The sequence below is a fragment of the Corynebacterium glucuronolyticum DSM 44120 genome, from assembly GCF_030440595.1.
Taxonomy (GTDB): Bacteria; Actinomycetota; Actinomycetes; order Mycobacteriales; family Mycobacteriaceae; genus Corynebacterium; species Corynebacterium glucuronolyticum.
The window spans coordinates 2,000,418-2,020,279 of sequence record NZ_CP047452.1 but is presented as its reverse complement, the minus strand read 5'-3'; the positions used below and the strand labels follow the sequence as shown (position 1 = coordinate 2,020,279).

Annotated in this window: 20 protein-coding genes and 1 riboswitch; of the genes, 8 read left to right on the top strand and 12 right to left on the bottom strand. The window is 58.8% G+C overall.

Annotated features, from left to right (window positions below):
• Window positions 1-60 precede the first annotated feature (60 nt).
• Together CGLUCO_RS08950 and CGLUCO_RS08945 are read left to right on the top strand one after the other, a co-directional pair.
• The gene (locus CGLUCO_RS08950) at window positions 61-348 is read left to right on the top strand and encodes a Cgl2226 family protein (RefSeq protein WP_005389366.1); all 288 of its coding nucleotides are present in this window, start codon (window positions 61-63) and stop codon (window positions 346-348) included.
• A complete protein-coding gene (locus tag CGLUCO_RS08945) occupies window positions 349-1,065 on the top strand; it encodes an AAA family ATPase (protein ID WP_005395448.1) in 717 nt (238 codons plus the stop codon).
• On the opposite strand, the gene CGLUCO_RS08940 is transcribed toward CGLUCO_RS08945, so the two are convergent.
• The 5 genes from CGLUCO_RS08940 to CGLUCO_RS08920 form a co-directional block, all read right to left on the bottom strand.
• Window positions 1,036-1,458 (bottom strand): PRC-barrel domain-containing protein, encoded by a 423-nt coding sequence (locus CGLUCO_RS08940; RefSeq protein WP_005389370.1) that lies wholly within the window; start codon window positions 1,456-1,458, stop codon window positions 1,036-1,038. The two genes, CGLUCO_RS08945 and CGLUCO_RS08940, sit on opposite strands and share 30 nt — an antisense overlap.
• A 29-nt stretch (window positions 1,459-1,487) precedes the next feature.
• Window positions 1,488-2,225, bottom strand: coding sequence for a sortase family protein (locus CGLUCO_RS08935; protein WP_231286033.1), 738 nt, complete (start codon window positions 2,223-2,225; stop codon window positions 1,488-1,490).
• Between the two features lie 94 nt (window positions 2,226-2,319).
• Window positions 2,320-3,201, bottom strand: a complete 882-nt coding sequence (locus CGLUCO_RS08930) for a PRC and DUF2382 domain-containing protein (protein ID WP_005389372.1) — start codon at window positions 3,199-3,201, stop codon at window positions 2,320-2,322.
• 584 nt (window positions 3,202-3,785) lie between these two features.
• On the bottom strand, window positions 3,786-5,201 hold the full coding sequence (locus tag CGLUCO_RS08925) for a hypothetical protein (protein ID WP_070739939.1): 1,416 nt from the start codon (window positions 5,199-5,201) through the stop codon (window positions 3,786-3,788).
• Between the two features lie 537 nt (window positions 5,202-5,738).
• Window positions 5,739-7,277 (bottom strand): MFS transporter, encoded by a 1,539-nt coding sequence (locus CGLUCO_RS08920; RefSeq protein WP_070739936.1) that lies wholly within the window; start codon window positions 7,275-7,277, stop codon window positions 5,739-5,741.
• A gap of 209 nt (window positions 7,278-7,486) precedes the next feature.
• Here CGLUCO_RS08920 and CGLUCO_RS08915 point away from each other — a divergent pair, with 209 nt between their 5' ends.
• Window positions 7,487-8,023, top strand: a complete 537-nt coding sequence (locus CGLUCO_RS08915) for an NUDIX hydrolase (protein WP_005389375.1) — start codon at window positions 7,487-7,489, stop codon at window positions 8,021-8,023.
• Window positions 8,024-8,096: 73 nt separating this feature from the next.
• On the opposite strand, the gene CGLUCO_RS08910 is transcribed toward CGLUCO_RS08915, so the two are convergent.
• Window positions 8,097-9,677, bottom strand: a complete 1,581-nt coding sequence (locus tag CGLUCO_RS08910) for a catalase (RefSeq protein WP_084036832.1) — start codon at window positions 9,675-9,677, stop codon at window positions 8,097-8,099.
• Window positions 9,678-9,888: 211 nt separating this feature from the next.
• Window positions 9,889-10,101: riboswitch (cobalamin riboswitch) on the top strand.
• Window positions 10,102-10,346: 245 nt separating this feature from the next.
• On the opposite strand from CGLUCO_RS08910, the gene CGLUCO_RS08905 reads away from it, so the two are divergent.
• From CGLUCO_RS08905 to CGLUCO_RS08895, 3 genes are read left to right on the top strand one after another with little or no spacing between them, the layout of a single operon-like run.
• Window positions 10,347-11,378: a FecCD family ABC transporter permease gene (locus tag CGLUCO_RS08905; protein ID WP_363325313.1), complete on the top strand. Its 1,032-nt coding sequence runs from the start codon at window positions 10,347-10,349 to the stop codon at window positions 11,376-11,378.
• On the top strand, window positions 11,362-12,177 hold the full coding sequence (locus CGLUCO_RS08900; protein WP_232622004.1) for an ABC transporter ATP-binding protein: 816 nt from the start codon (window positions 11,362-11,364) through the stop codon (window positions 12,175-12,177). Before CGLUCO_RS08905 ends, CGLUCO_RS08900 begins: the two co-directional genes overlap by 17 nt.
• A gap of 6 nt (window positions 12,178-12,183) precedes the next feature.
• Entirely contained in the window at window positions 12,184-13,293 is a 1,110-nt protein-coding gene (locus tag CGLUCO_RS08895) for an ABC transporter substrate-binding protein (protein WP_084036838.1), read from the top strand.
• Window positions 13,294-13,387: 94 nt separating this feature from the next.
• Here CGLUCO_RS08895 and CGLUCO_RS08890 read toward each other — a convergent pair whose 3' ends face one another.
• The gene (locus CGLUCO_RS08890) at window positions 13,388-14,146 is read right to left on the bottom strand and encodes a helical backbone metal receptor (protein ID WP_084036840.1); all 759 of its coding nucleotides are present in this window, start codon (window positions 14,144-14,146) and stop codon (window positions 13,388-13,390) included.
• Between the two features lie 81 nt (window positions 14,147-14,227).
• On the opposite strand from CGLUCO_RS08890, the gene CGLUCO_RS08885 reads away from it, so the two are divergent.
• The gene (locus CGLUCO_RS08885; protein ID WP_005389387.1) at window positions 14,228-14,905 is read left to right on the top strand and encodes a metal-dependent transcriptional regulator; all 678 of its coding nucleotides are present in this window, start codon (window positions 14,228-14,230) and stop codon (window positions 14,903-14,905) included.
• Here the strand turns inward: CGLUCO_RS08885 and CGLUCO_RS08880 are convergent.
• Window positions 14,882-15,397: a TIR domain-containing protein gene (locus CGLUCO_RS08880; protein WP_070739923.1), complete on the bottom strand. Its 516-nt coding sequence runs from the start codon at window positions 15,395-15,397 to the stop codon at window positions 14,882-14,884. The genes CGLUCO_RS08885 and CGLUCO_RS08880 overlap by 24 nt on opposite strands.
• Window positions 15,398-15,503: 106 nt before the next feature.
• Between CGLUCO_RS08880 and CGLUCO_RS08875 the strand changes: the two genes are divergently transcribed.
• Complete coding sequence (locus CGLUCO_RS08875; RefSeq protein WP_198481490.1) at window positions 15,504-16,643, top strand: HNH endonuclease signature motif containing protein; 1,140 nt, start codon at window positions 15,504-15,506, stop codon at window positions 16,641-16,643.
• Between the two features lie 124 nt (window positions 16,644-16,767).
• On the opposite strand, the gene CGLUCO_RS08870 is transcribed toward CGLUCO_RS08875, so the two are convergent.
• From CGLUCO_RS08870 to CGLUCO_RS08855, 4 genes are all read right to left on the bottom strand, one after another.
• A complete protein-coding gene (locus CGLUCO_RS08870) occupies window positions 16,768-17,889 on the bottom strand; it encodes a tyrosine-type recombinase/integrase (RefSeq protein WP_301386945.1) in 1,122 nt (373 codons plus the stop codon).
• A gap of 150 nt (window positions 17,890-18,039) precedes the next feature.
• On the bottom strand, window positions 18,040-18,837 hold the full coding sequence (locus CGLUCO_RS08865) for an SHOCT domain-containing protein (protein WP_232621823.1): 798 nt from the start codon (window positions 18,835-18,837) through the stop codon (window positions 18,040-18,042).
• A 19-nt stretch (window positions 18,838-18,856) separates the two neighbouring features.
• On the bottom strand, window positions 18,857-19,240 hold the full coding sequence (locus CGLUCO_RS08860) for an ImmA/IrrE family metallo-endopeptidase (RefSeq protein WP_331252788.1): 384 nt from the start codon (window positions 19,238-19,240) through the stop codon (window positions 18,857-18,859).
• Window positions 19,233-19,712, bottom strand: a complete 480-nt coding sequence (locus tag CGLUCO_RS08855) for a helix-turn-helix domain-containing protein (protein ID WP_084036469.1) — start codon at window positions 19,710-19,712, stop codon at window positions 19,233-19,235. The genes CGLUCO_RS08860 and CGLUCO_RS08855 overlap by 8 nt, the downstream gene beginning before the upstream one ends.
• Window positions 19,713-19,862: the final 150 nt, after the last annotated feature.

Sequence of the window (19,862 nt, the reverse complement as noted above, 5' to 3'; positions counted from 1 at the left end):
TAGTGTTACCTTCATCTCACTTTCCAATGCCCCCTTTTGGGGGAGGGTATACTCGGGGCCATGGCACTGACATTTTCCATTAACCTCGATGACGCAACGTTTGCCGATCTTTCTTCGCTTGTCGACGCCGCCCGCTCGTCCGGGGTCGCCGCCGACACGCGCGTTCGGCTCGAGGGGCAAACACTCACCCTCACCGTTGAGCCAACCTCCCCTGCCCCCGCTCCTCGCCCTCGACGCCACGACTCTCAGCACACCGAACCCGCCCCGTCGACGCCGCAGTTCGATGCTGGACCGCTGAAGGACGCTGTGCGACAGGTGCTCACGGACACCATCCTGAATAACAGGTAGGTGTACATACGGAAGGTCCAAATTGAAACGGCACCGGGGCCGGCTGTGGACCTCGGTTACGTAGAGCACCTGCCGGTATTCCAGGCGCTAAAAGAGAGTCCCCTTGAGTTTTCTCACCCAGTCACAGTGTTCGTGGGGGACAATGGTGCGGGCAAGTCGACACTCTTGGAGGCCCTCGCCGTAGCTATGCGCTTCAATCCCGACGGCGGGTTCCTGGGAGCGAGGAGTTTCACCGCTACCGGTGAGCCGACGCACTCACCCCTTCACCAGCTGCTGCGGGTAAGCAGGCCAGAAAACCCGCGTGCCGGGTATTTCCTGCGTGCGGAAACGCACTACAACCAGGTCACGAAGCTGGACAGGAGCGTTTCCTACGCAGGTGCGCACCGTCGTTCCCACGGGGAGACCGTGCTTGATGTCCTTGATGATGCGCTTAAGGACCGCGGTTTATTTCTTTTCGACGAGCCGGAGGCAGGGTTATCTGTCGTCAGTCAGATGGCGGTCATGGGGCACATCGCCCTCGCAGCTCGTCGTGGCAGCCAGTTCATTGTGGCCACTCACTCGCCGATTATCGCCGCGGTGCCGGGGGCGGACATCCGCAGCGTGAGCGAGGGCGGCATTGTCCAGACGGCATACGACGATACGGAGATGGTTCGGGCGACACGGGGATTTTTGTCTGACCCGATCGGGTCAGTTGACTTCATTATCGACGGTGTCTAGCTCCACCTTGTGCGATCCCGTCTTCTCCACCGCCTGCACTTCATCATCTGCGGCGGGCGTCGTAGGAGCTGCCTCTTCGGCAGCAATGACCTTGTAGTGGGTGTAGAGGGTGTTCTGGTATTCCGTTGACAACGACTTTCCAATCGCCTCTACGGGGGCGGAAGCAATGACATCCAGTGGGTAGTTCACCGTCAGAGTCTTCCCCTCGAGGCGGTAGCCAAGCAGAGGGATGAATGCGGACTTCATCCGCAGAAAGCCTCGAAACGCCTCGACAAAGCTGGGTTCCTTGGAATCATCGTCAACGTAGACCTCGCGAACCTTGCCCACCTTCTTGCCTTGGCTATCGACAACAGTGGCACGCAGAAGCTGTTGAAGCACATCGGGCTTGCCCACGAATGATCCTTTCCACGACGGTGGTTTTTTTACCTATCACGCATTGTACCGACCGCTGATTCCTGCCGGTGACCGATCAACACGACGTTGTAGTCTAGATCCTTGTCCGCGGTGATAGCGCACGTTATGAGCACCACACGACCGGGTGCGTGGGAACGGAAAATATCGGTGTCACCGGTCATCGCAGACTTACTGATGAGAAAAACCGTATCGACCGTCCAGCGCACCGTGACCCCGGCAGCGTCGACAAGCGAAAGAGTGGATCCCTGAACACTCTGCGATGGTAGGCGTGGTGACGGTGCAGAAAAATCCGTCCGCGCGGTGACGAATTCCGACAAGCCGTTGAGCACGTAACCTGACTGAGACCATGAATGGCCGATGAGAAATACCGTGCCTGCAGCCGCGTCGGCGGGCGGCACACCGAGCCCGTCAACCCACTGCACGTCATTGAGACCCGTGGCGCTCGGTTCGAGCGGATCGACTGCGGGAGTAGGCGAATACACTGCTGTGGAAATCGGTGCCGGTCCATCAAGAAACAGGCGACCAGTTCCAGAAAGAGTGGGTGGTGGTGGCGGAGGCGGAGCGGGCTGTTCAGACGTCGATGTCACAATGGGTGTTGGCAGAGCCTGTTCCGGTTCTGTCTTCGAAAATGACAGCACCCCTAGTGAGAGCACGATGACAAACGCGATGAGACCAGCCTCCTTGGCCATCGCGCGAATTTTCCTTCTGCGGGTGCGTGGACCGAAACGTAGAAACCCCCGTAACATAACAATGAGTGTAGACCTCATCGCTGGGGAACGCAGGGCAAGAAAAAGGTGGCTGCACAGCGTGCAGCCACCGGGTTATAAAAAGAGGGGGACGTTACTTGCGGTCGGCCTCCGGGTCGACGTAGCCGTCGATACCCTTGGTGTCGATCTCGTCGTGCTTAACGGTCTCGGACACGGTGCGGGTCTCCTGGACCTGCTCGGTGCCGAGGGAAACGCGCTCGACCGGGACAGACTCCTTGGTCACGTTGATCTTGTCCTCGTGGAGGGTGACGGTTGCCTCGGTGGCATCGGAGCCGACGAAGTTCTTGGCTTCCTCGGGGGAGATGGGGGTGCGCTCAATGCGAACCTCTTCGCGGGTGACCGGAACCTCGACGGTCTCCGTTTCCTCAACCTGGTACTTGCGGAGGCGAGCCTCGCCGGTGGCGACGCGCTCGGTGCCGACATTGAGGTGCTCCTTCTCGAGGATGATGTCGTCGGTGCGACCAGCGACAGGCTCGCGAACCTCGCGCTTGTCGGTGTCGATGACATCCTTAGCCTCTGTCTCGTCCTTGGCACCAGCAGCGCCGGCGAAGCCTGCGCCCGCGGCTGCGTGGCGGTTGGTGTCCTCGGTTACGTGCTCCTCAGCGGCCGGACGGTCGGTGACGTAGCTCTCTACATCCTGAACATCCGCGAGGCGGTAGTGCTCGTAAATCTTGTCCTGATCGGCAGCCGTGAGCTGGTTTTCGAAGTCGATTTCCGGTGCGTCCTTGATAAGATCCTTGTCAAAGGCGAGCTTCAGCTCGTCGCCATTGAGGCGGTGGCCACGGAGCGGAACCAGGCTGGAACCCATGCCGAAGAGACCATGGTTTACCTCGATGAACGTGGGCTGACCGGTCTTGTCATCAACGAAAAGGTTGTTGATCTTGCCGAGCTTCTCGCCCTTGGCGTCAAACGCAGTGGCGTTCAGGAGATCCTGGATATTCCTCTTGTCCGTCATCTTCTGTCTATCCTTTCTTAGGGCACTATCCCCGGCAGGAGGTGTTCGCCGCCGTCAGTAGGTGATAAGTACCGATCACAATAAATCTGGAAGAGAATCGGCGCGTGTTTTCGCGACCGATAAACTTGGTGATGTCTCGCGATGCGCGCGACACTGCAATCGAGTGTAAGGAAAAACCGCTCGGTTGGCCGGGGGTGACGGCGATGGTTCCACTTGGCACGCCGGTCCGTTAACTTTCTCGTAATAAAAAAATCCCGTGATATGGGATATTGTCTCCGCGTAAAGAAATAGTGATTAAACGAGTGAAAGAGGGGAAGGGTAGGGAATGGTTAAGACCGCTGGCAGGAGCGATGTATGACGGGTAGAGCCTGCTATATATTCAGTATTGTACTTAAAGTTAGCTGGAGAAAACCTTTAAATGTAACGATTTGGTAAAGATCGGCCAAAATCTTCCGATTTGCACCAAAGTACCCCCGCAACGAGGATGTCCGATGTCGCTTTTTTCTTGTTGTGCGGTATCGGGGGTAGAAAAAAAGGAGAGACAGAACTACGTTCTGTCTCTCCAGAGATGAGGGGAAATCTATTTAGAAGACACCCTTAGCCTTGTTGCCGAAGTCATCAGTGGTGATGTCGGCGGAGTTGAACTCCTTAGCGTTCACGTTAGCGTCGCCCTTGTGGCCGCCGGTCTGCGTGACCGTGATGGTGTTGGTCATGCGGTGGCCGCGGATGAGGCCGTCACCGAAGTGAATGTTGGAAACGAGGACCTCTTCGCCCGGCTCAATCGGGTTGGACAGGGTGACCTCGAAGGTACGGACGGACTTGTCGCGGTCGAAGCCGAGGTCGCGGGTGTATGCACCGTTGAACCAGCCAGCCGTCATGAAGCGGTCGACACCGTAGAGGTAGTCACCGGGCTTAGCGGTGGTCTTAACCTCGATGCGGTAGGTGGTGTAGGGGAAGTCGGGCTCGTAGCGCTTGGTGCCGGTGTTCTTCAGGCGAAGAGCGACGGCACCGGAGAAGCCGGTTGCCTTAGCGGTCGTGAGGCGGGGGGTGAGCTCGTAGTCGCTGTTGACGGCCTCGGACGGATCCTTGGCCTCAGAAGCCTTTGCGTCTTCCTCTGCGATCTTGTTCTCGGCCTCGGCGCCGGAGACGATCTCCTCGGTCTCGACGGGCTTTACTACCTTGTCCTCTTCAACGGCGGAGTCATCGCCGACAACGTCGCCAGCGTCGACGGAGGTGTTCTCCTCGACGGTGGGCTCGGTCTCGTTCTTGAGGTTCTCGTTGATGACGTGGTCGACCTTGTTGTTGGCGACAGCGTCATGTGCACCAGCTAGGGTGGAGTAGGTCTTAACCTTGACTTCCTTCTTGATAGGAGCAAGTGCGGACCACAGGGTCGGGGTGGACCAGGTGCCGTTCGGCTTGCAGTACTGCTGCGTGCCATCCATGGTGATCGTGCGGAAGCCGTAGGTGGCCTCGCCGGTCTCACCGGGCTTAATCGTGTACGGTCCAATGCTCTGGCCCTGATTCCAGCTGAGGCTGTAGGAAGCAGAAGCGCCGAGGGACTGGGACAGGGACATCGTGATGCCGTTGGAGACGGAGCCGCCATCCTTGCTGTAGCCACCGCCAATGTTCATGGAGGTGCTCATGGAGCGGTCGCCCTTGACGTTGAGGGAGATCGACTGGCTCATGGACAGGCTCTGGGAGAGCGGGATATCGTTGGTGGTCTGGTTCGTGGCAGAGATGGTGCCTGCAGGGGTGAAGTTGTCCTTAGCCTTGTACAGGACGGTGCGGTAGTCCTCCCAGGGGTTGCACACCGGGTGCGGGTTCAGGATGTTGGCCTTGATGTGGTCAGAACCGTGGAAAGTGTGAACGATGGGGAGCTCGGGGTTGATGAGCGGGGTCTCGTTGTAGTCGTCGCTGATGGTTGCGGCACCTGCGGTGGTGGACAGGCCAGCTACCACCGCTGCAGCAGTGAAGGAAGCTGCAATCTTGGTGAACTTCATCTGTATCTCCTGATCAGAGTCGTGGTTTCGGAAAGGGAAAGAATGGTAAGCCGCGCCACATGGAGGTCTTGTAAAAAAGACCTGGCCACTGGCTGGCAACGCAATTAAATCTAGACCAGGAAACGCCCTCGTTCAAGGGTTTTTTGGGGCTAAGTTAATAAAGGGTTAAAAGGGAAAAAGTTACGGAGTTGATGAAAACCTTAAAAAATTTAAGGTACTTTCGGACATTTGCAAGGTTGATGGGGGTTCTGGGGAGGGAACGAAAGTTCCAATTTTTCTATAGGAAAGTAAAAAACGTCCGACCTAATGGGGGTGGAGGGAGGGGGTGGTTATCTGAGAGCTTTTTCCGATTGGGTAAGTCGGAACTCATAGCTATATCCAGCAGTATTGGTTGGATGGGGAAGTGTCACTGCTTTGAAAGGTGGTGTGCAAATTGACGGTAGTGAATGAATCTTGAGTGGGGGGAGAAAATGGAAAATCCGCCACCTGATTGGTTCACAGGCGGCGGAATCTGAGAAGAATGTAAGAGAAGGCGGCTTAGCTGTCGGAAGAGGACTCGACAATGCGTACTCGGCGGGGCGCTGCGTTCTTGCGTCGCGAGGCGAGGAAGATCCCTGTGCGCAAGATCGCAATAAAGACGAGTCCTGCAAACCACGTTGCGGTGACCGCATGCCATCCGAACTGGAAGTCTGCCCACGTGTACGTGGTCGAATCCGCGGAGATGTCTAGGAGAATACCCATGCCCTGAGAGGCGACCATGCCAAAGATAAAGCCACCCATGTTGGCAAACCCGGTGCCTGTGGCTACAACATTGTGGGGCAATTCTTCGCGCACGAAGTCGAAGCCGTAGTTGGAGGCGGGTGTGAGGATCGACATGCAGACCAAAGCGATGACGACGGCGACGAGGCCGCGAGGCTTATCGGACCAGAAGAAGATGACCCAGGTCAGGCCAAGGCCAATGGCGAAGATGAATGCTGCAATGTCGCGCCGACCCCCGAGGCGCGCGGAAACGAAGCCGTGGAAGGGGCCGATGGCGAAGCTCACCACGGAGTTGACGGTGAGGACGAGGCCTGCAACTGCGGGGGAGAGGCCCATTCCCTGCGTCATCATGGGGAGCCCCCAGAGGAGCGTGAATGTGATAAGTGGTGTCATGCATGTGGCGTGAATGAGAAAAGCCAGCCAGACGATGGGGTTTTTCGCTACCTTCTTCACGGATTCGATGGTGTCTCGCCCGTGGCGGCCTCGCTTCTCGTCCTCCTGTAGGCGCGTAAGAGCGACGAGGGGAAGGAAGAACTTCCGTGCGCCGCGGAGAACCGCTCGGCGCTGGCCGTCGGCTCGCTCTGCGACCTGGTGGGCGACGACGTTGGCCTTCTTTACGGGCGGAAGCCCTGCCCGCTCACGCTTGGCAGCGTCGGCACGTTGGCGGCGGAGCTCCTTAACGTGCTCTTCCTTTTCGTGGCGTGCACGACGGATTTCTTCCATTGCCGCGTCGGTCTCCGGGCTATCGGCGACTGCGACACGAGCTCCCATGGCGACGAGGATTCCGACCGCGCCGAGGGTGACGAACGCCGGTGTCCATCCCGCCCAGTGTAGGAGGGTGAGGAAGGGAATCGCGGACAGGAACTGTCCTAGCTGGCCGAGTGAGGAGGTGAGCTGCGTGAACATCGGCGACTTGTGCAGCGGAATCCAGTAGGGGAGGATGCGCATCACGGAAAGGAATGCCGTGGCATCGCCCATACCGATGAGGATGCGGGCGCAGATAGCAACCCCGTAGACCGTGGTGAAGCCGAGGAGCAGCTGCCCGAACGCCATAATCAGGGCGCCATAGACGAGCAACTTACGCGGGCCGTAGCGGTCGATGAGTAAGCCTGCTGGGATTTGTGAAAGGGCATAGGTGCCCACTTGTACAGCGGTGAATACCGCGATGTGTGAGGCATCGACCTGGAACCTATTCAGGGCCTCAACCCCGGCGACGCCGAAACTGGTGCGCCCTGTAATAGCGATGATGTAGACAATAACGGCGGACATCCAAACCGCGAGGGCGCGGCGGGTGACTACTTCATGAGGATTCGGCATATGATAGCACCTTAATCATGTGGCACGGGGAGGGGTTAACATGGCTCGTGCAATCATTCCATAAATCACCATATTATTGTTACTTTGCTCACATAAATGATCGTTTTCGGGCAGGCGCTGACCGTCCTCTACGGCCTGAGAAAAGGTGGGGAATGCCGCGACGTGATGCGGGAACGTCCGCCAGCGGGAGGAGAAAGTAATGTGGAGGCATGCCTACACCCGAATTCATTATGACTTTGCGTGAGAAGATCGGCCACGATCCGCTGTTTTTACCCGGTGTTACTGCAATCGTTCTTAAACCTGTGCCGGAAGGAGCACCGATCTGGGAGGTTCCCCAGGTCCTCCTGGTGAAAAGAGCCGATAATGGTGCGTGGACACCGGTTACGGGGATCGCTGAACCCGGCGAGAATCCGCACGTGACTGCGGCCCGCGAGGTGAAAGAAGAAGCCGGTGTTGACGCAGAGGCCGTAGCTATCATTGGCACGGGCACCTCCGGCCCCACCACGTACCCCAACGGGGATGTGACGAGCTATATCGATATTTGCTACCGGATGGAGATCACCGGCAACGATGAGCCCTACGTGGGCGATGAGGAATCTACGGATGTGCGGTGGTTCTCCGTGGCGCAGCTTCCCGAGATGCAGCAACGTTTCCGACTGCTCATTGCCGATGCCGTGGTTAACCTGCGACACCCGGATAAGTTTCGCCCGCGCCTTGGGTACGAGAAGCGCTCGCACAATCAGTGATCACGCGCCGATCCCCACACACTGAAAAAGATATCCCCGCCACCGACTGGGTGGCGGGGAAAATTTTGGGTTTTTACTCAGGCTTGGCAAACTTTCCGGCCTTGACTCCCTCGGTGAATTCCTTCTTCAGGTTCTCAGCGAGGTCCTTGTCTACGTTGGCCCAGTACTCGTAGACGCGCTTCTCCGTCGCGGCGGAGATGCCATCCATCGCGCCGGCGATGTTGGACACGAAGCGCTTCTTTGCCTCCTCGTCGTAGACGTTGAGGTACAGGTCGCGTGCCTGGACGAAGTCGTCGTCCTCGGCGTGCTTCTTGTATGCGTAGCGGGCGAAGTCTGGGTCGTTCGGCTCCGGGTTGATGTAGAGGCCCTCGGCGGAGTCGTAGGACTTCATGGAGGACGAGGTCTCTCCATCGTCGAGAAGCCCGTCGATGACATCCGACTTGTTGGGGGCGTACGGGGGTTGCGACGGGTCGGAGAACTCGTAGGCCATCGGGCCGTTGTGCGTGTAGGTGACCACCTGGTTGAGGGGCTGGTTCACCGGGATCTGGCGGTAGTTCGGCCCGATGCGGTAGCGCTGCTCGTCGGCGTAGGCGAACACACGGCCCTGTAGGAGCTTGTCGGGGGACAGGCCGACACCGGGGACGAGGTTCGCCGGGTCGAGGGCGATCTGCTCAATCTGCGCGTGGAAGTTGCGCGGGTTGCGGTTGAGCACGAAGTAGCCGATCTTCTTGCGCGGGTAATCCTTCTTGGACCAGACCTTGGTCACATCGAAGGGGTTGAAGCGGTAGGCCTTGGCATCCTCGAACGGCATGATCTGTACCTCGACGTCCCAGATCGGGTAGTCGCCACGCTCAATCGCCTCGAAGAGATCCTGGCGGTGCAGGTCGGGGTTCTTGCCGGCCATTTCTGTGGCCTCTTCGTCGGTGAGGTTCTCCACGCCCTGGCGGGAGATGAAGTGATACTTCACCCATACGGGCTCGCCCTTCTCGTTAATCCACTGGAAGGTGTGGGAGCCGTAGCCGTTTTGGTGGCGGGTGCTCTTCGGGGTGCCACGATCGCCCATGAGGTAGGTGACCTGGTGGGCGGATTCGGGAGCACGGGTCCAGTAATCCCAGCGCATGTCAGCGCTCTGGAGGCCGGAAGCCGGTGTGCGTTTCTGGGAGTGGATGAAATCGGGGAACTTCATGGGGTCGCGCATGAAGAACACCGGGGTGTTGTTGCCCACGATGTCGTAGTTACCGTCTTCGGTGTAGAAGCGAAGGGCGAAGCCGCGGACATCGCGCATCGTGTCGGCGGAGCCGGATTCGCCTGCAACCGTGGAGAAGCGGCCGACCATCGGGGTGACGGTGCCCTTCTGGAAGAGCTTGGCTTTGGTGTACTGCGAGACATCCTCGGTAATGTGCAGTTCGCCGAACGCGCCGTGGCCCTTGGCGTGGGGGATGCGGTCCGGGACGATCTCGCGGTCGAAGCTGGCGAGCTTCTCAATGAGGTGCACGTCGTTCAAAACGATGGCACCGGTCTCGCCGGTGGAGATGGACTTGTGTTCGCTCATGACCGGCTGGCCACCGCGAAGGGTGGTGTGTGCGCCGGGGGTTGCGGGGTATTTGCCGCGGTCGATGACCTTGTCGGCTGCGGACTCATCCGAGTGTGTCATAAGGAACCTTTCCGTTTGTACGGGTGAATGTGTCTGACAACCACCCTACAAGAATAATTGCCTATTAGCCACGAGAAATCAATAGGTTGTCTACAACCTGCATTTCTTAGGGTTCCCTTTCCTTGTGGAGGTGCTGACTGAGGTTCGGTTTGTTGTCTTTTGCTTGTCGACGGCCGGTGGCTACGGTTTCTTGTAAACAGTTACCTGGGTTACAATCAACCCTGTAGTTGATTTACCTCTCAAAAATGTATGAGAGCGTGGGAACTGTGGTGTGATTCCACGGCTGGCGCGCAGCGGTAATGGTGACAACGCAGATTATCCACTGAGCAACCCAGAGATGTTTGAAAAAGCACCGTCTGGAACTTGGGAAGGTTCTGCAGCGGATGACCCGAGCCCGAAGACCGATCAACTGCGGATGTGATCCACCTTTTATGTAACCTCCGCGTACGAGGTTGAGAGGAATAACAATGCTCATAACACACGTGTGCCCGCGTGCACCCCTTCACGTATGCCTTCTACATAGGCGTTTTTTCGGTTCGCAGCTAGCGTCCACGCGGCGCAGGCATGACTAGCGTTGGATCCGCGCAAAACAATCAGCAACAGAGGAAGATGAACCGCAGCAGGCGGGTATCAACCGTCCTGCTGACGGTTTCGCTCATCGTACTAACTGTGGCAGTCGCAGTTATCTCGCTGGGTTTTGGTGCGGAAAAGATCCCAATTGAAACGGTCATTGATGTTCTCCAGGGCCGTCTCAGCGGCTCACCGGTGTCAGGTCCTGCAAACACGATTATCTGGGAGCTGCGCCTTCCCAGAGCGCTTCTCGCCATTGTGACGGGTGCAGGACTCGCAATAGCAGGTGCGCTCATGCAAACCCTTGTGAGGAACCCACTTGCGGATCCGTATATCCTTGGCATCTCCTCCGGTGCTGCGGTCGGCGCGACCGCCGTCATCACCATGGGTGTGTTCAGTGCTTTTGGTATTTGGTCGTTATCCGTAGGTGCGCTCTGTGGCGCGCTGGGGTCCAGCCTGCTCGTCTACTTCATTGCACAGACGCAGGGCGGGCTCACACCACTACGTCTCGTACTTGGTGGAGTTGTGCTCTCCGCCGCCTTCAGCTCGGTGTCGTCCTTCCTCGTGTTCCTGTCTGATAATCAGCGTGCCGCTAACTCAGTCATGTTCTGGACTCTTGGATCCGTTGCAGGTGCAACGTGGCAAAAGCTCATCATGCCGGTTGTCGTAGTGGTGTTGAGCCTCCTCCTCGTGCTGGGGTTCAGTAGTTGGCTGGATGCGTTGGCTGCAGGGCCACACACAGCCGCGGCATTGGGAATCAACGTCACGCTCGTGAGGAACTCAATCTTCATCCTCAACGCGATCCTTGTCGGTAGCCTCGTTGCAGTCAGTGGCGGAATCGGCTTCGTGGGTCTCATCGTGCCCCACGCATCCCGAATTCTCGTTGGGGCTTTGCACCGCAAGGTAATCCCTGTGGCGACGGTTGGAGGCGCGCTGTTCTTACTCGTTGTCGATGTCATTGCGCGAACTGTTGCTTCACCCCAGGAAATGCCCCTCGGAGTGGTCACAGGGATCATCGGCGCACCGCTATTCCTCTTCCTTATGGGCAGGAACAGGTACGCGTTCGGAGGCCGTGATGCGCAGCAAAGACAGCAAAAATACAAAGGACAGGGATGTGGCAGTTCCGGTTGAGCTGACACCTAACCAGACGGTTCCTGCCATAGAAGTGGAAAACGTTGCGGCGTCTGTCGGCGGGGTCACTGTGGTTAGCGGAGTTCAACTGTCTATCCCACCAGGCGCGAAGGTAGCACTCATCGGTATTAACGGTGCAGGAAAAAGCACGCTCCTTCGGGCGCTAGCCGGAATAGAAAAACCGGCGGAAGGAGCGGTCTACCTCGACGGCATACCTCTCCACTCGATCCGGGCTAAGAAGCGAGCCCAGCTTGTCAGCTTCGTCAGCCAGGAGGAAACCCCGCCGGCAGACCTCACTCTCGAAGAAATGGTGGCGCTCGGTCGTATACCGCATCGGCCCTCCTGGGCGGTGAGCACGGCGGACGAACAGCCCATCGTCAGAGCGGCACTTAGCGCCGTTGGGCTAGCTGATCGCATGAAAACCTCGTGTGACCGGCTTTCCGGTGGTGAGCGTCGGCGCGCGATGCTCGCCCGCGGACTCGCACAGCAAACAGCCGTGCTATTCCTCGACGAACCCACCAACCACCTTGACATTTCCTGGACGCTGCAGATGCTTAACCTCATCCGCTCGCTTTCCGGAACTGTCATTGTGGCCATGCACGATCTTGACCTCGTGATGCGATACTTCGATCACGTCGTCGTTTTGAACCGTAACCGGATGACCGCCTCTGGTCACCCAATCGATGTTTTCACTCCCGAATTTATGAACGACACCTTCGGTGTCGAAGCGGAGCAAATCGAACATCCCAAAACTTCCCGGATTCACCTCATCATCAATGATGTAAGCACAAGAAAGTAGGAAAATATGTCTAAACGTCTCACCAGTATTGCATCCATCCTCCTCATTGGCGGACTGGCGCTCACCGGCTGCTCCTCCTCCGGAACTGATTCAGCATCATCTACTAGCGAGGCGGAATCGTCCAGCGCGAGCACGAGTGACTCGGTATCGGTTACCAACTGTGGCGAGGAGAAGACCTACCCCAGGACCACACGGCTGGTAGTCAATGACGGAAACATCACCTCGGTCGCCCTCGCTGCCGGCGCATACGACAATATCGTTGGCGTCTCCAGCCTGCAGCGGGATGAGAGCATCATTGCTCTCCGCTACGGGGACAAAGTCCACGACTTGAACCAAATCTCCGAGAAGTACTGGAACTTGGAGAATATCCTGTCCGTCGACCCCCAAACAGCCTTTGCTGGTTGGGGCTACGGCTTCCGCGAGTCTGACGGTCTTACCCCGGCGGACCTAGATACCCACGGCATTTCCACCTACCTCCTTTCCGAGACCTGCAGGCAGGGTGGCAGCCAAGCCCGCGGCACCATGGACCCGTGGACGGCGTTGAACACCGACATTGAAAACATCGCGAAGATCGCCGGCGATGAGGATGCTGCCAACAAGGAAATCGCCGACATCAATGCGCGCCGCACGGCGATTGAGGAGGCCCCGCAGGCGGAGAAAACGCCGGTTACCTTCCTTTTCGATTCCCCCAATGATTCGACCGTATTCTCCTCCGGCGCCTTTGGTGCGCCGCAGGCCATCTTCGATAGTGCAGGTGTCGAGAACGCACTTTCGGATGTTCAGGACACATGGGTCGACGTGAGCTGGGAGCGCATCACCTCCGCTGACCCGGATATCATCTTCTTCGTTGACTACCCGCCTGTGGAGCTCGATGAGAAGATTGCCGCCCTGGAGTCCAACCCCGCCACGAAAGACCTGAAGGCGGTGAAGGAGAAACGCTACGTCAATTTGCCGTACGCCATGTGGGCATCGGGTCCCCTGAACATCGATGGTCTCGAGTACGTTCGCTACGCCCTGGAGCACTACGGTCTCCAGCCTGAAAGTGGAATCAAGCCGAAGTTGGACATTACCCAGCTTGACCTTCCCGGTAATGAGTGGCTCAAGGAAGCGAAATAGTTTTTTACCTCCGCCGGACTGTGGCCATAGAACTCAGTTCGTGACGAACCCACGGGGAGAGGGTGCACCGAAGGTTGTGCACCCTTTTCGCACCTTAAGCTTGTCCGGCCATCGCTTCCGCCAGCTCCTCCCTCGCCGTCGCCATCGCCGGACCGTACCAAAACAGGTTCCGCCCGGCGACGTGAATCGCAGGGACAGGGAAGTGCTGGTGATCTGTCGCGGTGAGGGCGTACGGCTCGTCGGAAAGCGCAACAACGTCGGGCGCGCGCTCCGCGATGTCGGCGGGGGTAAGGAGCGGGTAGCGCTCGTCGGTGACCACGTTGTCCCAGCCGAAGTGTTGCATGAGGTCGGTGGCGAACGTGTTGGCGCCCACCCAACGCCACGGCTTCGTCCAGATCGGCAATGCGACGCGGATACGTGGGCCGCTAGCCGGGTGGGGCCAGACGTTACGCGCCTCCTCTAGCCACGCTGGTACCGCGACGCGGAAAGCCTGAGTGAACAGGCGCGTCATGCTGTCAAGCGCCTTGACCCACACGGGGATGGTGAGTCGCCGCAGCTCCTCCACATCAACCCGCCGATTCTCCTCATTGTTGACCACCACGGGATCAGGCCGCAGTCCGGCGATGGCGGTGATGTCTGGGTTCTTCGTCCCGCGCACGCGGGTGACCGTGAGATCGGGCGGTTGCGTACACCAGTCGGTCGCCCCAATCAGCGCCGTTGGTGCGGTAAGCGCGATGGCCTCGGTCACGGACGGCACGAGGCTTACGACCCGCTGAGCCGGTTGGTGGAGGGGGACGGTGGCCCCGAATCGTCGATAAGCATCGGCATCCTTCCTGTAAAAGCCCCGTTTCATCGTAACCGGGTGCGTCGGAATCGGAGAAGTCGAGTACGCTTTCAATCACAATCCTGCACTCACGATCGGAAGGACACGTTTATGCACCCGCTCGACCTCCCCGACAGAAGTCAGGACTACCTCAAGGCGATCTACGACCATGAGGAACGTTCCTCCACGCCGGCCACACTGACGAAAGTCGCGGAGGTTGTCGGGCAGAAACCCTCCACCGCCTCCGAGGCCATCAAACGGCTGGCCTCAATCGGGCTCGTCAACCACGAGCGTTACCAGGGCATCACGCTTACGGAGGAGGGCAGCCGGATCGCGCTCGCCATGGCGCGCCGCCACCGCATCCTGGAGACCTTCCTCGTGGAGACGCTCGGCTACACGTGGGATGAGGTTCACGAGGAAGCAGACGTTTTGGAGCACGCCGTAAGCGACAGGTTCCTCGAACGCCTCGATGCTCACCTCGGCTACCCCACGCACGATCCGCACGGCGACCCGATCCCCGCCGCCGACGGCACCATCGCGCAGACGGCAACGGTCCCCCTGTCGCGCGTGGCACCCGGAACAGGGATCCGCATCGCCCGCATCGGCGACTCCGATCCCGAACTTCTCCGCTATCTCGCGGAGCAAAACATCCTCCCCGGGCACATCATCGACATGCCAGAGCCCCCCGTGGCCGGCATCGCTCATGTGCTTGTCGACGGCGCGGCCGTCGCCGTGGCTGAGGCCGCCCTGGGCGAGATCTTCGTCTCAGCGGGCGAAGCTGAATCCTAACAGGTGCCGCTCGTTATGTACGGGTGCGTCCTTCTCTGCCGCGGCGTTGATCCATTTGGCTAGGTGAATCGGCGTGGGTGGGTACTTCTCGCTGACGGCGTAGGGGGCGTTATCCGAGAGGCGCGTGGGCAGCGGTGCCCACGCGCCTTTGAGAGAGGGAAGCTCGATGGAAAGGAGCCCACTCGGCTCTGGGCCCGCTAGGGTAGCGGCGATTTCCCAGTCCACCCAGGCACTGTTCCACGTCTTCTTGCCCAGCAGGACGATAGTGACAGCAGAATCTTTCAAGCATTGTTCCCGTAGAGCGGATAAAGCCGCTGACTCGTCGCCGAGTGCACGGATGCTCTCTTCGGTGAGTTCTGGGCCCCGGGTGAGAAAAACCTCCCCCAAATTGTCAAAAGTGGACATAAAGTGCTCCGCTTCGTCGCGGTCCTCGGGGGCGAACGAAACGTAGACGGTGTGTTTTGCACGGCGGGCGAGCTTGGATTCGAGCATGTGAACCTTTCCAACAAACGTAGACGAGCATTCATCATATATCGGGGGGTGGTGTACCCCCCGTTTCGTGGTGCGCTGGTTTTGTGGTGCCGGTACGGTGCGGGGTATGGAAACATCTCGGGGGTTTGATTTTCTTGCCCTGTACTCGCAATCAGTGACGTGCATCCTGGAGCCGTATCAGGATTTGTCGGTCACACAACTCATCGCCCGTGGCAGCTCACCCAGACTTGCCAAACGGATCCACTGCCTGGCCGGCATCTACTTCGGCACCACCAGTGCCACCGTCAAGCAGGTGACCTGTCGCACTGCGGCGATCAGCAACCGGCACAATTTGGAAACACTGGAGCTCATTGAAACGTATGTCCGCAAGCTAAAAGACAAGCACAAAGCGTGGCAGATTCGCGTCGGGCTGACCGCCCAGCCAGCAAACGTGCACGACATCCACGCGCGCGGCAAACAACTTGTCGCCGCGATCAATGGCACGGGGGTGGAGAACCCGAAGAAGGCGGTGTCGACGAGGCGGGTGAAAAACTCCACCATGAAAGACCTGTGCGTACGCACCTCCAGCCACCTGGTCACCCAGGCTATAAACGCCGCCAAAGCCTACGCCGAAAAGGAACACCTCGACCTGGCAGACGCCATCTGCCAGTTGATTCTGGGCAATGCCACCGGCAAAGTCGCAACCGTTACCCCCGCTGTCATCGTGCCGCTTAACCCCGACGTGTTGGGGGTGACCCCCGCAGAACGCGCACACGCCGTCTTATCGCTTACCGACGGGTCGGTGATGCAAGTCAAAGACTTCACCCAAGTCCAAATCACCGCCTTCGGTTTAGCCCTGACTGTCAACCACATCACCGGTGAGGACCTGGGGTTGTTCCGCCTGGATCCAGAGGATCCGGATGCCCGGTTTGCTGATGCGTATCAGCGTCAGGTGCTCCGGCTTATTAACCCGGTGTGTGTGGCCGATGGGTGCGGGGTCGGTGCAGATTATTGCCAGCCGCACCATGTGGTGGCTTTTAAACACGGTGGGAAAACCACAACCTCGAACCTGACGATGCTGTGCCCGTATGACAATGGGCGAAACGATGATGATCGGGACCGTCCCCTGCATGGGCATGTGGAGAAAATTGGTGGGTTGGACATGTGGGTGCCCGCCTTCGGCGGCAAACCCAAACTCAACATGCACCCCTGCGCCCAAGGCGGCGCCATCCGCCTAGCACGAAAAATGGCCACACTAAACAGCTAAACACTGCTCGAAATACAACCCCCTCAGCAGGGGGTTCCTTTCGCACGTCGAAAAGCAAAAACCCCAGGCTCTTGGAGCCTGGGGCGAGGTGAGTGACTAGCAGTTGTAGTACACCGCCAACCCATCATAAACCGCCCTGACCAGCGCCAACACCCTCGCCACTATCGTCAACAACCCCTGAAATCCCGGAAAAATCCCGAACCACAGGCAAATAGCTACGCAGCTCATCACCAGCACCCGGAAACAGATGACTGTAGATATTCAGTGTCATAGCCGCCGACGCGTGCCCCATCGCCCGCTGCACCACCACAACCGACGCACCATTTTCAATCAGACTTGACGCATAGAAGTGTCGAAGCCCGTGAAAAGTCATATCCACCCCCGCAGCTCGTGCGGCCTTACGGAACTGTGCCCCAAGGCTAGCCGACGTTAACGGCTTGCCCTTCGCTGTCGCGAACACTGTCTCATGTGGCGCGCGTGGCACCCGCCTAAGCTGCTTCTCAATCACCCGCATCGTTTCCACGCCGACAGGCACCACCCGGCGCGACGCCCGCGTCTTCAAGGGCGCGAACTCGTGTGTCCTCTGGTGCATCTGCTCCATCACGGCAATCTCCCCACGAAGAAAATTCACATTCCGCACCCTGAGTCCACACAGCTCGCCCGCCCGAAGCCCCGTCTCCGCAGCAACCTGAATCATTGCCGCCAACGCCGGATTAGGGGACCTGCCAACCCCCGTGCCCTCCGCCACGGTGATAATCGCAGCGACCTCCGCCGCTGTCACAATCTCCGACCGCTCCACAGCCACCTCCGCGGCCGGCATCTTCACCCCACGCATAGGATGCCGGGAAATGACATCTTCTTCCACCGCCTCCGTGAAAATACCGTGAAGAATCGCACCGCACGTTTTAATGGTGGTTGCTGCCAGGGGCTGGTTATCCGCCCACGGCCTACCAGTGGTCAGTGTATCCAGCCACGCCCTAATATCAGCTGGTTTCACAGCCTGCACCCGCATACCCGCGAGCTCCCCAAGATTGGCCTGCAAAAAACGCCGGCCATTGCGCGTGGAGTCATTGGTGGCCTGACGGACGCGCTCCTTTACTAGGTCAAGGACGGTAAGGTCGGTGGGTGCGATCCATTCATTCCGTCGAACCGCGCGCTCTTGCTCTTGTAGGAAGGCTTTCGCCTCGCGCTGGGTGTCGAAGGAGCGTGAGCGCTCCCGGCCGGTGGGGTCAGTATAACGTGCCACCCACCTGATAGCCCCCGTCTTGGTTGTGCGTTTTTGTGGCTTCATCTGCTACAATCGTCCTTGTCTTTCCTTGAACTGGTGAGATTTACAGGCCCCTCCGGGTGAGTGTTTTTTATCAAGCGGCACCCACCCGGAGGGGCATTTTTTGCCTTACAGACCGAGAGCTTTTGCCTTCGCAGCAGCGAACTCCTCATCGGTCAGGATGCCGGCGTCGTGTAGTTCGGCCAGCTTCTGCAGCTGTTCAATACCACCCGTAGCGGGGGTAGGGGAGGCAGCGGGAGCAGGCTGATGGACGGTATCCCGAAGGTTGCGCAGGCGGTCAGCAAATTCAGCACCGCGCCCCTTCGGCAGGGTTGTCACCTCGATGACCGACCCCGATGCGGTTATTTTCACCGAATCACCCTTGAACGAGGCGCCTGTCTCGATGGAGGTCACGGCCTTCGGCTCGATCTCACGCATGAAATTGCTTGCCAGCCCTGTGTCTTTAAGGATCGCCCGCCGGTCGGTGAGCAGGATCGCGCACGTCTTCCCATCGGTCACACCACTGGTGATGAAATGCAGACGCTCACCGGGACGCATCTCATCGAGGAGGCCATTGACCTCGAGCCCTGCGAAGAATTTAGCGGACTTATCCGTGCGTGCCAGCACCTCGGCGATGCCGTGATCATCAACCGCGTCAGCGGGGAGTAGGTCGGTGATTTCGCCCGCGAATTTCCGCTGCATACTACCTATGCCATCAATCTCAATGCGGAGCGTGCTGCCCTCGAGGGTGAGCACCCCGGTCATAGCGTAGCGATTGGCCATCAGGCGCCGTTTACGGTCAATCCTGATCGGGTTGCCGCCATCAGTCACAGTGACGTCTTTGATGGTGGGGAGGCCTTGGAGAAGGATGCTGTGGGCCTGCTCTGCGGGGATTGTGAGGTCGCGGGTGGTTGTGTAGTGGGGCATTAGGGGTTCCTTCCTTTTGCTAGGTTGCGGGCGTGTGCTCATGGAGCGCCGCCCAGGTGGTCAAAATATGGGTAGTGACGCCAAGCTCATGTGCAAGGCGCGCCGGGTGGCTGCCGTAGACCAGCTCGGCTGCCCGGTATTCGGTCGCGTCAATGAGGAGCCTGGCAGCAAACCTGTCGGCGCGAATTTCCGCAGTTCCGGTGTGGCCGGGTGGGTCGCCGGCTTCTGCATGTCCTAGCTCGTGAGCGAGGGCGCAGAGTGTGGCGACGTCGGTCATGCCATCGCGCAGGCTGATGGTGCGAGGCGGCAGCCAGGCGGCTTTAGGGCCGTGCCGGTGCCACCGCACCATGTAGCCGTGGTGCTCGGCCACGTCGATGAGGGCATCGACGCTTGTACTAGTCAATCAGATCCTCACCTCTTTCCTCACGTAGAGCGTCCTCATCAGGGGAGCTATCAGCAGCATGGGGGATGCTGTCATCCCACTCACGCACTATGCCATCAGCTGGGAACGCCGATTTAGCACGTTTCGAACGCGCCTGCTCAAGCTGGTCAACATCGGTAGTGAGCGCACGAGTGGCGGTGCCACGCTTCATACGGCGAAGGATCTCCTCGGCGAGATTCTCATCAGTGGCATCGCGCAGCGCGCCGGGAATATCGGAGAGCATCGCCCACTTGGCGGCCACATAGCCGGTGTCGATGAGAGCCGTAATCGGGTGGATATCAAAGGCTTCCGCGATTTTGATGACGTTCTCCGCCGAGAGGTGCTCGCGCTGTAGCTGCGTGTTAACGGTTGTGTGCGAGATGCCGATGCGCTTGGCCACAGCGCGTTCGGTGGCGCCATCGGTTGCTCGGTGGATCCATTCGGAGTGCTTCATGAGCCCATTCTAGCCTATGACAGCCCACAGTGTCCATTTTTTGGACACCCTTTTAGCTGGGGATTTGAAGCATTTTTGTAATTCCGCTTGCGTAATTTGTTCAAGCCGTCCATAATATAGACAAGGCGTTCACGAAATGGACACCCCGGA